This is a genomic window from Streptomyces mauvecolor (assembly GCF_039532965.1).
Classification (GTDB): Bacteria; Actinomycetota; Actinomycetes; order Streptomycetales; family Streptomycetaceae; genus Streptomyces; species Streptomyces violascens.
Genome location: NZ_BAAASQ010000048.1, coordinates 1 through 13,331 on the forward strand (window position 1 = coordinate 1; position 13,331 = coordinate 13,331).

Annotated in this window: 13 protein-coding genes; 10 read left to right on the forward strand and 3 right to left on the reverse strand. The window is 71.8% G+C overall.

Annotation, left to right across the window (positions count from 1 at the left end):
• Positions 1-441: 441 nt before the first annotated feature.
• From ABD346_RS36100 to ABD346_RS36110, 3 genes are all read left to right on the forward strand, one after another.
• Positions 442-1,287 carry a GNAT family N-acetyltransferase gene (locus ABD346_RS36100; RefSeq protein ID WP_344380546.1) on the forward strand — a complete coding sequence of 282 codons (846 nt, stop codon included), beginning with the start codon at positions 442-444 and terminating at the stop codon, positions 1,285-1,287.
• A gap of 29 nt (positions 1,288-1,316) precedes the next feature.
• Positions 1,317-1,880 (forward strand): GNAT family N-acetyltransferase, encoded by a 564-nt coding sequence (locus tag ABD346_RS36105; protein ID WP_344380547.1) that lies wholly within the window; start codon positions 1,317-1,319, stop codon positions 1,878-1,880.
• Between the two features lie 73 nt (positions 1,881-1,953).
• Positions 1,954-3,654, forward strand: coding sequence for a proline--tRNA ligase (locus ABD346_RS36110; protein ID WP_344380548.1), 1,701 nt, complete (start codon positions 1,954-1,956; stop codon positions 3,652-3,654).
• A gap of 481 nt (positions 3,655-4,135) precedes the next feature.
• On the opposite strand, the gene ABD346_RS36115 is transcribed toward ABD346_RS36110, so the two are convergent.
• From ABD346_RS36115 to ABD346_RS36125, 3 genes are read right to left on the reverse strand one after another with little or no spacing between them, the layout of a single operon-like run.
• On the reverse strand, positions 4,136-5,035 hold the full coding sequence (locus ABD346_RS36115) for an aminoglycoside phosphotransferase family protein (protein ID WP_344380549.1): 900 nt from the start codon (positions 5,033-5,035) through the stop codon (positions 4,136-4,138).
• Positions 5,036-5,074: 39 nt separating this feature from the next.
• Complete coding sequence (locus ABD346_RS36120) at positions 5,075-5,521, reverse strand: ferritin-like domain-containing protein (protein WP_344380550.1); 447 nt, start codon at positions 5,519-5,521, stop codon at positions 5,075-5,077.
• The gene (locus ABD346_RS36125) at positions 5,521-6,018 is read right to left on the reverse strand and encodes a hypothetical protein (protein WP_344380551.1); all 498 of its coding nucleotides are present in this window, start codon (positions 6,016-6,018) and stop codon (positions 5,521-5,523) included. The genes ABD346_RS36120 and ABD346_RS36125 overlap by 1 nt, the downstream gene beginning before the upstream one ends.
• Before the next feature lie 235 nt (positions 6,019-6,253).
• Here ABD346_RS36125 and rimP point away from each other — a divergent pair, with 235 nt between their 5' ends.
• The 7 genes from rimP (at position 6,254) to truB (ending at position 13,324) form a co-directional block, all read left to right on the forward strand.
• Entirely contained in the window at positions 6,254-6,802 is a 549-nt protein-coding gene (rimP, locus tag ABD346_RS36130) for a ribosome maturation factor RimP (protein ID WP_344380552.1), read from the forward strand.
• A gap of 2 nt (positions 6,803-6,804) precedes the next feature.
• Entirely contained in the window at positions 6,805-7,794 is a 990-nt protein-coding gene (gene nusA / locus ABD346_RS36135; protein WP_114041267.1) for a transcription termination factor NusA, read from the forward strand.
• Between the two features lie 125 nt (positions 7,795-7,919).
• Positions 7,920-8,198 (forward strand): YlxR family protein, encoded by a 279-nt coding sequence (locus ABD346_RS36140; RefSeq protein ID WP_344380553.1) that lies wholly within the window; start codon positions 7,920-7,922, stop codon positions 8,196-8,198.
• Positions 8,199-8,346: 148 nt separating this feature from the next.
• Complete coding sequence (infB, locus tag ABD346_RS36145) at positions 8,347-11,472, forward strand: translation initiation factor IF-2 (RefSeq protein WP_344380554.1); 3,126 nt, start codon at positions 8,347-8,349, stop codon at positions 11,470-11,472.
• Positions 11,473-11,651: 179 nt separating this feature from the next.
• The gene (locus ABD346_RS36150) at positions 11,652-11,945 is read left to right on the forward strand and encodes a DUF503 domain-containing protein (RefSeq protein WP_114041264.1); all 294 of its coding nucleotides are present in this window, start codon (positions 11,652-11,654) and stop codon (positions 11,943-11,945) included.
• Positions 11,946-11,978: 33 nt separating this feature from the next.
• Positions 11,979-12,422, forward strand: a complete 444-nt coding sequence (gene rbfA, locus ABD346_RS36155; protein WP_344380555.1) for a 30S ribosome-binding factor RbfA — start codon at positions 11,979-11,981, stop codon at positions 12,420-12,422.
• On the forward strand, positions 12,419-13,324 hold the full coding sequence (gene truB / locus ABD346_RS36160) for a tRNA pseudouridine(55) synthase TruB (RefSeq protein ID WP_344380556.1): 906 nt from the start codon (positions 12,419-12,421) through the stop codon (positions 13,322-13,324). The genes rbfA and truB overlap by 4 nt, the downstream gene beginning before the upstream one ends.
• Positions 13,325-13,331: the final 7 nt, after the last annotated feature.

Sequence of the window (13,331 nt, forward strand, 5' to 3'; positions counted from 1 at the left end):
GATCGTGGAGACGCTGATCGACGAGGCGATGAAGATCGCGGAGCAGATGGAGAAGGACGGCATCGCCTCGGGCGAGCCGCAGGTCTCGGTGGCCGGCTGATTTTCCCCACCCCGCCCCTTCCCGAGACCCTCCGGGGGATACGGGGAGGGGCGGTTTTGCCGTTCAGCGCGGGCCGCGGTCGCTCCTCGCGCAGTTCCCCCCGCCCCTGACAGCACCGGGGCCCGGCGGCACCCCATGGTTCTGGCGCATGCCGGCATCCTCAGCCTGTCATGGGGGTCCCCTGGCCTTTGAGGCCTTGGGGCAGTTTGAGGACGAGCGCCCTTCAGGCGCGAACGGGGGTGCAGGGCCCCGGCCCCGGGCGGAACCAGGGTGTACGGGCGCGGGGCGCAGGGTGCCAGGTACAGTGCGGAGATCAGCAGACCGTACCGTGAGGCCCCCTCGTGTTGATGCAGACCACCACCCGGGTCCTCGAACCCGGCGACCTCGGCGCGGCGCTCGCCATCCTGGAGAGCGACCCGGTCGCCAACGCGTTCGTGACCTCACGCGTGCAGATCGCCGGCCTCGACCCCTGGCGCCTCGGCGGCGAGATGTGGGGCTGGTACGCCGACGGCCACCTGCGCTCCCTCTGCTACTCCGGCGCCAACCTCGTACCGATCTGCGCGACGCCCGAGGCGGTACGTTCCTTCGCCGACCGGGCCCGCCGCACCGGCCGCCGCTGCTCCTCGATCGTCGGCCCCGCCGAACCCACCGCCCAGCTCTGGCGCCTCCTCGAACCGCACTGGGGCCCCGCCCGCGACGTACGCCCGCACCAGCCGCTGATGGTCGCCGAGAAGATGCCCGAGGACATCCCCCCGGATCCGTACGTCCGCCGGATCCGCAAGGACGAGATGGACGTGATCATGCCGGCCTGCGTCGCCATGTTCACCGAGGAGGTCGGCGTCTCCCCGCTCGCGGGCGACGGCGGACTGCTCTACCAGGCCCGCGTCGCCGAACTCGTGGGTTCTGGGCGCTCGTTCGCGCGCATCGAGGACGGCAAGGTCGTCTTCAAGGCCGAGATCGGCGCCGCCACCAGCCAGGCCTGCCAGATCCAGGGCGTCTGGGTCGCCCCCGAACACCGGGGCAAGGGCCTGTCGGCCACCGGCATGGCCGCCGTCCTGCGCTACGCGCTCGCGGACGTCGCCCCTGTCGTGAGCCTGTACGTGAACGACTTCAACGCCCCCGCCCGCGCCTGCTACCGCCGGGTCGGCTTCCGTGAGACCGGGGCGTTCATGAGCGTCCTGTTCTGAGAGCCCGGGTCTGAGGTTAGGGTGCGCCCATGCCTGCTGACTCTGACGTACTGGTCGGACCGCTCGACCTCGCGGCCCGCGTGGACGAGGCCCTCGCCGTACAGGCGGTCGCCTTCGGGCTCAGTGCCGAAGAGGTCGGGGTACGCCGCCACATCGTGCTGCGGCACCTGTCCTACCCAGGAGCCAGGGCGCTCGGCGCCACGACCGCCGACGGGCGCCTCGCGGGCTTCGTGTACGGGATGCCCAACGACCGGGCCCACTGGTGGTCGACCGTCGTCGAACCGTATCTGCGCAACAACGGCGCCGAGTGGTGGCTCGACGACTCCTTCGTGATCACCGAGCTGCACGTCCACCCCGCCTTCCAGGGCCGGGGCCTGGGCCGCGCGCTCATCACCACCATCACCGACACCGCCACCGAGCCCCGCTCGATCCTCTCCGCGATCGACACGGAGAGCCCCGCCCGCGCCCTGTACCGAGGGCTCGGTTACGTCGATCTGGCCGGCCAGGTGCACTTCCCGAGCGCGGCCCGGCCGTACGCCGTGATGGGCGCGCCTCTCCCCCTGCTGAGGCACGGCCAAACGGAATTCCGCTAAACGGATTTCCGCGCACTCGGGCCGCCCGGCTAACCTCCAGGCATCACCCCGTGCACGTACAGGAGAGAAATCCATGGCAGCCGCCCAGGTTCAGCGCATGTCCCGTCTGATGGCCAAGACATTGCGCGACGACCCGGCGGACGCCGAGACGCTCAGCCACAAGCTCCTGGTCCGCGCCGGATACGTGCGCCGCAACGCCGCCGGCATCTGGACCTGGCTGCCGCTCGGCAAGAAGGTCCTGGACAACATCACCACCGTCGTACGCGAGGAAATGGACGCCATCGGCGCGCAGGAGGTCCTGCTGCCCGCGCTGCTGCCCAAGGACGCGTACGAGGCGAGCGGCCGCTGGGAGGAGTACGGCGACCTGCTGTTCCGCCTCAAGGACCGCAAGGGCGGCGAGTACCTGCTCGGCCCGACGCACGAAGAGATCTTCACGCAGACGGTCAAGGACCAGTGCACGTCCTACAAGGACCTGCCGGTGATGCTCTACCAGATCCAGACCAAGTACCGCGACGAGGCCCGCCCGCGCTCCGGCGTGCTGCGCGGCCGCGAGTTCCAGATGAAGGACTCGTACTCCTTCGACACCACCGACGAGGGCCTCGCCGAGTCGTACGCGCTGCACCGCGCCGCCTACCAGAAGATCTTCGCGCGCCTGGGCCTGGACTACCGCATCGTGTCCGCCGTCTCCGGCGCCATGGGCGGCTCCGCGTCCGAGGAGTTCCTGGCCCCGGCCGCCGCGGGCGAGGACACCTTCGTGGACTGCCCGGCCTGCGACTACGCGGCCAACACCGAGGCCGTGACGTTCGTGGCAGCCCCGGTCGACGGCTCCGCGCACGGGCCCGTCGAGGAGCTCGACACCCCCGACACCCCCACCATCGAGACCCTCGCCGCACACCTGGGCGTCCCGGCCTCGGCCACCCTGAAGAACCTCCTGGTCAAGGTGGACGGCGAGATCGTCGCCGTCGGCGTGCCCGGCGACCGCGAGGTGGACCTCGGCAAGCTCGGTGAGCACCTGGCGCCCGCCGTGGTGGAACTCGTGACCGCCGAGGACTTCGCGGACCGCCCCGACCTGGTACGCGGCTACGTCGGCCCGCAGGGCCTGGAGAAGGTCCGCTACATCGCCGACCCGCGCGTCGCGCACGGCACCGCCTGGGTCACCGGCGCCAACAAGGCCGACACCCACGCCCGCAACGTGGTCTGCGGCCGTGACTTCGACGTCGACGACTACCTCGACGTCGTCGTGGTCGAGGAGGGCGACCCCTGCCCGTCCTGCGGCGCCGGCCTGAAGCTCGACCGCGCGATCGAGATCGGCCACATCTTCCAGCTCGGCCGCAAGTACGCCGACACCTTCCAGCTCGACGTCCTCGGCAAGGAGGGCAAGCCGGTCCGGGTCACCATGGGCTCGTACGGCATCGGCGTCTCGCGCGCGGTCGCGGCCCTCGCCGAGCAGAGCGCCGACGACAAGGGTCTTTGCTGGCCGGCCGAGATCGCCCCGGCCGACGTGCACGTCGTCGCGGCGGGCAAGGCCGTCCAGACCGAGGCGGCCCTGGACGCGGCCGAGCAGCTGCGTGCCGCCGGGCTGCGGGTTCTGGTCGACGACCGGGCCGGGGTTTCGCCGGGCGTGAAGTTCACGGACGCGGAGCTGATCGGGGTACCGAAGATTCTGGTGGCCGGGCGCCGGGTCGCCGAGGGCGTCTTCGAGCTGAAGGACCGCCGGACGGGGGAGCGCGAGGAACTCCCCCTGGCCGAGGCGATCACCCGCCTGACCGCGTGACGGCCTGACCTTCCCCCACCCGGCCCCTTCCCGCTGTGCCCCTCCGCGGCTCCGCCGCGTGGCCTCCGGGGGGGGGGGGCGGGGTGCGTCTCGGGCGGGGTGCGCTGGGGCTCCGCCCCAGACCCCGTTGGCCCCTCCCCGCCCCTTCCCGAAACCCGCCGGGGGTTGAATGGGGTGGGGCTGGGTTTCCTGGGGCTCCGCCCCAGACCCCCGTTCGCGCCTGAAGGGCGCTCGTCCTCAATCGCCGGACGGGCTGGGGTGGGCTGATGTCCGTGTGTGCCGGGTGGGCTGAGGTGCTTGGGTGCGGGTCGGCGCTGATGCTGCTGGGGGCGCGGGGAACTGCGCGCCCGGCCACCCACGGTCCGCACTTGACCGACGGCACACCCACGCCCCCCTCCCCATCCGCCGGGGGCTTTCGGGAAGGGGTGGGGCGGGGCGCCTCCGGGGTCCGGGGCGGAGCCCCGGGGCAAGGGCGGGGCTGTTACAGCCAGCCCGCGAATTCCAGGAGGAGTTCCGCGTCCCGGTCGCGGCCCGCCGCACGGGCGCGAAGCCCCGATTCCACCGCCCGGAACAGCGTCCAGCCGTGCAGCCGCGCAGGGTCGACGTCCAGCGAGTCGGCGAGCCTGTTGACGCGGCGGCGGGCCGAGGACGCACCGCTCGGCGCCGCGATCAGGTCCTCGACGCGGTCGCGCACCAACCGGGCCAGGTCATAGGCCCGTTCACCCACCAGTGGCTCGGGCCCCACCGTCAGCCACGGCGCCCGCTCGCCCGAAAGCACCTTGCTCTGGCGGAAGTTGCCGTGCAACAACACCAACTCCGGTGCAGATGCGGTCAGTTCGGCGCGGGCGGTCAGGGCGGCCGATACGAGCGGGGCGAGGTCGGCGTCCTGCTGGGCCCGCATCGGGACGCTCTGGCGCTCGGTGCGGTCGGCCACCGTCTCGAAGGCGTGGCCGGCCGGCGGCTCGACCCACAGGCGCCGCACCGTCCCGGCCGCTTCGAGCAGAGCCTTCGCCTCGGGCAGCGAGCGCAGCGACACCTCGGGGTGCAGCCGCTCAACAAGCAGGGCGTCGTCGGAGGCCTCGTCCTCCAGCAACTGGGCCGCGCCCCAGCCGTTCCAGTGCGACAGGGCCGCGCGCTCCAGGTCCGGCCGGGCGAAGGCGGGGGCGACCTTGAGGGCGGCCGGGGAGCCGTCCGGACGGCGTACGAGGGCGACCAGACTGGAGCGGCCTCCCGGTGCCTGCACCCGGTCGACGGTGAGCCCGCGCCGGGCGGCCGAGTCCTCGGCCAGCTCCGGCAACCGGTCGAGCCAGGGCCCGGCCAGCGTGTCCCCGTACGTCTCGCCGAGCGCGCGTACCAGCCGCTCAGGCGGTTCGAAAGCCATGCGTGTATTGCCCCTTGCTCAGGTACTAGCCGGTGGAACTCAGGTACTGGCCGGTGGAACCGGTGCGCTCGGGCGTTCCGCGAGCCCAGGAAAGGCTACGCTGCCGCCCCGCCAGCGAACGGCCCGCACCGCTGCCTCCCGCAGGGCACCGGCCGCCTCCTGGCGCAGCGGGCCCGCTGCTGCCCGGACGAGGTCCGAGTAGACACCGGCGACCCGGTCCTCCAGGTCCGCCGCGAGCCGCAGTGCCGAGGCGGCATCCGGTACGGCGAACGGCAGGGCGTATGCCGCGGCCGCCGCCACCGGCGATCCGCCCAGGTCACGCACCGTACGGGCAAGGGAGTCGCGGCGGGAGCGGTGCGCGGTGTAGGCCTCGTGGGCCTCGGCGGCGCGGGCATCGGAGAGCCGGCCGCCGAGCACCCCGTACCCGTACACCGCCGCGTGTTCGGCGGCCAGCGCGGCCTGCGCCGCCTCCAGGGGCCCGGCCATCACGCACCCCCGCCGAGGAGGAAGGCGTGTCCCGCGTTGGACGCCGCGACCGAGGCGAGCAGCCGGGCGAGCTCGGGCGGCGCGGTCGCGAGGGCCGCCAACTGGGCGTCGGAGGTGCGCCGTTCGGCGTCCGCGAGCTGCTTGACGGCCTCGTCGGCGTCGGTGGCGACCGCCGAGACCCCGGCCGGGGCGGCGGGGGAGGAGGTGGCCGAGGGGCTGGGGGAAGGGGTGGTGGCCGAAGCCGGTGCGAGGGCCGTCGTGTGCTGGGCGGCCTGGTCGCGCAGCGGCGCGAGCCGGGGCCGCAGCGCCGGATGCATCGCGAGGACCTCGTCGTACTCGGTGACGAGCGCCCGGCTCGTGGCGGAGGTGCGGGAGCGCAGCGCCGCCTCCGCGCGGGCGGCCGCCTCGCGCGCCCCGGTCTCGGAAGCGCGCGGACCGGCGCCGGAGCTGTCGCCCGAGCAGCCGGTCAGCAGGCCGGTGGCCGCCGCTCCCGTCACGGCCAGCACACGCCTTCGCGTGGTCCCCGGGTGCCCCACGTGTCTCTCCCCTGCGTGCCGGTTCCGCCGGTGACCGAGTGATCACCGCAGGCGAGCGTACCCGCGGGCCCCGGGCCGTGGACGGCAACACCCTCCAGGACCGGATACCCTTTGATCTGACGGCGGCGGTCCGATGACGGCCGCCGTGCGCGACGACGATCCCCACAACAGCAGACGCGGCCGAGGAGTCACCCGGATGAGCACGACCCAGAGCGACAGGCTGCGCGGTCTCCTTGAACCGCTCGTCAGCGCGAAGGATCTGGACCTCGAAGAGATCGAGGTGTCCCGGGCGGGCCGCCGGCGCGTGCTGCGGATCGTGGTCGACTCCGACGAGGGCGTGGAGCTGGACGCCTGTGCCGAGCTGAGCCGGGCCGTCTCCGAGCTGCTCGACGAGAGCGACGTGATGGGCGAGGAGGAGTACGTCCTCGAAGTGACGTCTCCGGGTGCCGAGCGCCCGCTCACCGAGCTCCGCCACTACCTGCGCGCCACCGGCCGGCTCGCCCGGCTCCAGCTGCACGACGGCGGCGAGCTGGTCGCGCGGATCCTCAAGGCCGACGAAGAAGGCATCGACGCCGAGATCCCGGGCGTGAAGGGGCGCAAGCCCACCGCCCGCCGGATCGCGTTCACCGAGATCGCCAAGGCGCGGGTCGAGATCGAGTTCAGCCGCAAGGACGGAAAGAACGAGATCACCGAAGACAGCAAGAACGACATTCTGAACGACATTCGACACGAAGAGGAGGCGTAGCCGTGGACATCGACATGAGTGCCCTGCGGGGTCTGGTCCGGGAGAAGGAGATCTCCTTCGACCTGCTGGTCGAGGCGATCGAGTCGGCGCTCCTCATCGCCTACCACCGCACCGAGGGCAGCTTCCGGCGTGCGCGCGTGAAGCTCGACCGTGAGAACGGTCATGTCACGGTGTGGGCGAAGGAAGACCCGGCCGATCTCGAAGAGGGCCAGGAGGCCAAGGAGTTCGACGACACCCCGTCGGACTTCGGCCGCATCGCGGCGAGCACCGCCAAGCAGGTCATCCTGCAGCGGCTGCGCGATGCCGAGGACGACATCACCTTCGGCGAGTTCGCCGGCCGTGAGGGCGACGTCATCACCGGCGTCGTCCAGCAGGGCAAGGACCCGAAGAACGTGCTGGTCGACATCGGCAAGATGGAGGCCATGCTGCCGGTGCAGGAGCAGGTGCCGGGCGAGGAGTACACGCACGGACTGCGCCTTCGTACGTACGTCGTACGGGTGGCGAAGGGTGTGCGCGGCCCCTCGGTGACCCTGTCGCGCACGCATCCGAACCTCGTCAAGAAGCTGTTCGCGCTCGAGGTCCCGGAGATCGCCGACGGTTCCGTGGAGATCTCGGCGATCGCCCGTGAGGCCGGTCACCGTACGAAGATCGCGGTGCGCTCGACGCGCAGCGGCCTCAACGCCAAGGGTGCCTGCATCGGCCCGATGGGCGGCCGGGTGCGCAACGTCATGGCCGAGCTGCACGGCGAGAAGATCGACATCGTGGACTGGTCGGACGACCCGGCCGAGATGGTGGCCAACGCGCTGTCCCCGGCCCGGGTCTCCAAGGTCGAGGTCGTGGACCTCGCGGCCCGCTCCGCCCGGGTGACCGTGCCGGACTACCAGCTCTCGCTCGCCATCGGCAAGGAGGGGCAGAACGCCCGCCTTGCCGCCCGCCTCACCGGCTGGCGCATCGACATCCGCCCGGACACCGAGCAGCCGGCCGAGGACTGACCGGCCCGACGGGAATAAGAAGTGGCCCTGCCCCCGTTCTGGGGGGCAGGGTGAGCTTTCTGGACAACAACCGTTCGATTTTTGCCCCAAAGGGGTGAGGTCGGTGCGGGGAGGTAGACTTAAACGTGTCTGGCCGGACGCACGCCCGCGCCTGCCCTGAGCGAACCTGCGTGGGATGCCGGGAGCGAGCGGCCAAGAACGATCTGCTGCGCATCGTGGCGGTCGAGGGTGCTTGCGCCCCTGATCCTCGCGGTACGCTGCCCGGCCGGGGTGCATATGTACACCCCGCCTCGGTCTGTCTCGACCAGGCGGTCCGCCGCCGGGCGTTCTCCAGGGCCTTCAAGGTCAAGGAAGCGCTCGACACCGCGGCACTGCGGGATTACGTCGAGCAGGCAGCAACGTAAGAAGAAGTACGGCACGGAATCCCGTGCGGTCAGGTACCTCGCGAGTTGGAAGTAGGTCGAGATTGCGATGAGCACTCGATGAGTACGCGATGAGTACGCCCATGAAGTAGCGACGGTCCGGCGGTAACCCGGACCTAAAAGGAGCGAAGTGGCTAAGGTCCGGGTATACGAACTCGCCAAGGAGTTCGGGGTTGAGAGCAAGGTCGTCATGGCCAAGCTCCAAGAACTCGGTGAATTCGTCCGTTCGGCGTCCTCGACGATCGAGGCGCCGGTTGTACGCAAGTTGACTGACGCACTGCAGGGGCCCGGCGGCAACGCCGGCAAGTCCGCTGCCAAGCCCGGCGCGCCCCGCAAGGCCGCGCCCGCCAAGCCCGCGGCGCCCTCCCCGGCCGCTGCGGCACGTCCCGCTGCCCCGAAGCCCGGCGCCCCGGCCCCCAAGCCGGCCCCCGCCGCGCCTGCGGCCCCGGTCACCCCGGCCGCCCCGGTGAGCAGCACCCCCTCGCAGGCTCCGGCCGCCTCGGGCCCGCGCCCGGGTCCGAAGCCCGCCCCGGCCAAGCCGGCCCCGGTCACCCCGGTGCCCGCCGCCGAGTTCTCGGCTCCGGCTCCGGCCCAGCCCGCGGCGCCCCAGGCCCCGCGTCCCGCCGGCGCCACCCCCGGGCCCCGTCCCGCCCGTCCGGCCCCGGCCGGTCAGCAGCGTGACGGTGGCCAGCGCGACGGCGGCCAGCGCGGCGGCGACCGCCCGGCCCGCCCCGCGGGTCAGGGTGCCCCCCGTCCGGGCGGTGCCCGTCCGGCCGGTCCGCGCCCCGGCAACAACCCCTTCACCTCGGGTGGCTCCACCGGCATGGCGCGCCCGCAGTCGCCCCGTCCCGGTGGCGGCGCCCCGCGTCCGGGTGGTGCCGGTGCCCCCGGTGGTGCCCCGCGTCCGCAGGGCGGCCCCGGCGGCGCTCCGCGTCCGCAGGGTCAGGGCGGCGCCCGTCCGAGCCCGGGCGGCATGCCCCGTCCGCAGGGCGGCGCCCCGCGTCCGGGTGGTGCTCCGGGCGGCAACCGTCCGAACCCCGGCATGATGCCGCAGCGTCCGGCCGCGTCCCCGCGTCCCGGCGGCGGCCCCGGTGGCCGTGGTCCCGGTGGCCCCGGCGGCCGTCCGGGTGGCGGCGGCGGTGCCGGTCGTCCCGGTGGCGGCGGCGGCTTCGCCGGCCGTCCGGCGGGTCCCGGTGGCGGCGGTCGTCCCGGTGGCGGCGGCGGCTTCGGCGGCCCCCGTCCGGGTGGCGGCGCTCCCGGTGGTGGCGGCGGCTTCGGCGGTCGTCCCGGCTTCCAGGGCCGTCCCGGTGGCCCGGGTGGCCGCGGTGGCACGCAGGGTGCCTTCGGCCGTCCCGGCGGGCCCGCCCGTCGTGGTCGCAAGTCGAAGCGCCAGAGGCGCCAGGAGTACGAGGCCATGCAGGCCCCGTCGGTGGGCGGCGTCATGCTGCCCCGCGGCAACGGACAGTCCGTCCGCCTGTCGCGCGGTGCCTCGCTGACCGACTTCGCGGAGAAGATCAACGCCAACCCGGCGTCGCTCGTCGCCGTGATGATGAACCTCGGCGAGATGGTCACCGCCACGCAGTCGGTCTCCGACGAGACGCTGAAGCTGCTCGCGGACGAGATGAACTACATCCTCGAGATCGTCAGCCCCGAGGAGGAGGACCGCGAGCTGCTCGAGTCCTTCGACATCGAGTTCGGCGAGGACGAGGGTGGCGAGGAGTTCCTCGTCGCGCGTCCGCCGGTCGTGACCGTCATGGGTCACGTCGACCACGGTAAGACCCGCCTTCTGGACGCGATCCGCAAGACGAACGTCGTTGCGGGCGAGGCCGGTGGCATTACGCAGCACATCGGTGCGTACCAGGTCACGACCGAGGTCAACGAGGAAGAGCGCAAGATCACCTTCATCGACACCCCGGGTCACGAGGCGTTCACCGCCATGCGTGCCCGTGGTGCGAAGTCGACCGACATCGCGATCCTCGTGGTGGCGGCGAACGACGGTGTGATGCCCCAGACGATCGAGGCGCTGAACCACGCCAAGGCGGCCGACGTGCCGATCGTGGTCGCGGTCAACAAGATCGACGTCGAGGGTGCCGACCCGACCAAGGTGCGCGGTCAGCTCACCGAGTTCGGTCTGGTGGCCGAGGAGTACGGCGGCGACACGATGTTCGTCGACATCTCCGCCAAGCAGGGCCTCAACATCGAGTCCCTCCTGGAGGCCGTCGTCCTCACCGCCGACGCCTCGCTCGACCTGCGGGCCAACCCGGAGCAGGACGCGCAGGGCATCGCGATCGAGTCGCACCTCGACCGCGGCCGCGGCGCCGTCGCGACCGTCCTGGTCCAGCGAGGCACCCTGCGGGTCGGCGACACGATGGTGGTCGGCGACGCGTACGGCCGAGTCCGCGCGATGCTCGACGACAAGGGCGAGAACGTGGAAGAGGCGGGTCCCTCGACTCCGGTCCTCGTCCTCGGTCTCACCAACGTCCCGGGCGCCGGCGACAACTTCCTGGTCGTCGACGAGGACCGTACGGCCCGTCAGATCGCCGAGAAGCGTGCCGCCCGTGAGCGCAACGTCCGCTTCGCCCGCAAGGGTGTGCGGTTCTCCCTGGAGAACCTGGACGAGGCCCTCAAGGCCGGTCTGGTGCAGGAACTCAACCTCATCATCAAGGGCGACGCGTCCGGTTCGGTGGAGGCCCTCGAGTCCTCGCTGCTCCAGCTCGACGTCGGCGAAGAGGTCGACATCCGCGTCCTGCACCGCGGCGTGGGTGCGGTCACCGAGTCGGACATCGACCTGGCGACCGGCTCCGACGCGATCGTCATCGGCTTCAACGTCCGCGCTGCCGGGCGTGCCCAGCAGATGGCGGAGCGCGAAGGCGTCGACGTCCGGTACTACTCGGTCATCTACCAGGCGATCGAAGAGATCGAAGCGGCCCTCAAGGGCATGCTCAAGCCGGAGTACGAAGAGGTCGAGCTCGGCACGGCGGAGATCCGCGAGATCTTCCGCTCGTCCAAGCTGGGCAACATCGCCGGTGTCCTGGTCCGGTCGGGCGAGGTCAAGCGCAACACCAAGGCGCGCCTGCTGCGCGATGGCAAGGTCATCGCGGAGAACCTCACCATCTCCGGTCTGCGCCGCTTCAAGGACGACGTCACCGAGATCCGCGAAGGCTTCGAGGGCGGTATCAACCTCGGAAACTTCAACGACATCAAGATCGACGACGTCATCGCGACGTACGAGATGCGCGAGAAGCCGCGCGGCTAGTCCGTGCAGCCGATCCGTACCCCCGGAGGCGGAGCCTCCTGAGGAACGCAGTGTCGGGGCCGATCGGCGGGAAGATATTTCCGTCGATCGGCCCCGGCCGTTCCGGTACGGTTCTTGATGTCCCTGCCAAGGCTTTGGCGGGGTCCTCTAACCCGTACCGGCGGGACATCCGGACATACATGTATGTGGGGACGCTGTCCTTCGACCTGCTCCTCGGCGACGTACGGTCGCTGAAGGAGAAACGCTCCGTCGTCCGGCCGATCGTCGCCGAACTCCAGCGCAAGTACGCGGTGAGTGCGGCCGAGGTCGGCGACCAGGATCTGCACCGCAGGGCCGAGATCGGCCTGGCGGTGGTGTCCGGGGACACGGGGCACCTCACAGACGTACTCGACCGGTGCGAGCGGCTCGTCGCCGGCCGGCCCGAGGTGGAGCTGCTCTCGGTGAGACGCAGGCTCCACAGCGACGAAGACTGAACACTGAGCAAGGCTTGAGAAGGAGAAGGACCAGTGGCCGACAACGCGCGGGCGAAGAAGCTGGCGGACCTCATCCGGGAGGTGGTGGCCGAGAAGCTGCTGCGTGGCGTCAAGGACCCGCGCCTCGGAACGCACGTCACCATCACGGACACCCGGGTCACCGGCGACCTGCGGGAGGCCACGGTCTTCTACACGGTGTACGGGGACGACGAGGAGCGGGCCGCCGCCGCGGCGGGCCTGGAGAGCGCCAAGGGCATCCTGCGCTCCGCGGTCGGCTCCGCAGCCGGCACCAAGTTCACGCCCACCCTGACGTTCATCGCGGATGCGCTCCCCGAGAACGCCAAGACCATCGAGGACCTCCTCGACAAGGCACGGGCCTCGGACGCCGCGGTGCGCGAGGTGTCCTCGGGCGCCCAGTTCGCCGGTGACGCCGACCCGTACAAGAAGCCCGGCGACGAGGACGACGCCACCGCATGAGCACCGCAGCAAAGACGCCCGACGGACTTGTCATTGTCGACAAGCCGTCGGGCTTCACTTCGCACGACGTCGTGGCCAAGATGCGCGGCATCGCCAGGACCCGCCGGGTCGGCCACGCCGGCACCCTCGACCCGATGGCGACCGGCGTGCTCGTCCTCGGCGTCGAGCGGGCCACCAAGCTCCTCGGCCACCTCGCCCTGACCGAGAAGGAGTACCTCGGTACCATCCGGCTCGGCCAGGACACCATCACCGACGACGCCGAGGGCGAGATCATCTCGTCGACCGACGCGTCCAAGGTGACCCGCGAGGGCATCGACGCGGGGGTCGCGGAGCTGACCGGCGCCATCATGCAGGTGCCGTCCAAGGTCTCCGCCATCAAGATCGACGGCAAGCGCTCGTACGCGCGGGTGCGCGGCGGCGAGGAGTTCGACATCCCGGCCCGCCCGGTGACCGTCTCCTCGTTCCGCGTCTACGACGTCCGCGAGGCCGTCGCCGAGGACGGCACCCCGGTCATCGACCTGGTCGTCTCCGTCGTCTGCTCGTCGGGCACCTACATCCGGGCGCTCGCCCGTGACCTCGGGGCCGGGCTCGGCGTCGGCGGCCACCTCACCGCGCTCCGCCGCACCCGCGTCGGTCCATACGGCCTGGATGCGGCCCGCACCCTGGACCAGCTCCAGGAGTCGCTCACCGTGATGCCGGTGGCCGAGGCCGCAGCCGCGGCGTTCGCCCGCTGGGACGTCGATGCCCGGCGCGGCTCGCTGCTGCTCAACGGCGTTCGCCTGGACATGCCGGACGAGTACGAGACCGGGAAGGCGGTCGGCGTTTTCGGGCCCGACGGCACGTTCCTCGCGCTGGTCGAGAGCCAGAAGGGCAAGGCCAAGAGCCTCGCCGTGTTCGGCTGAGACACCG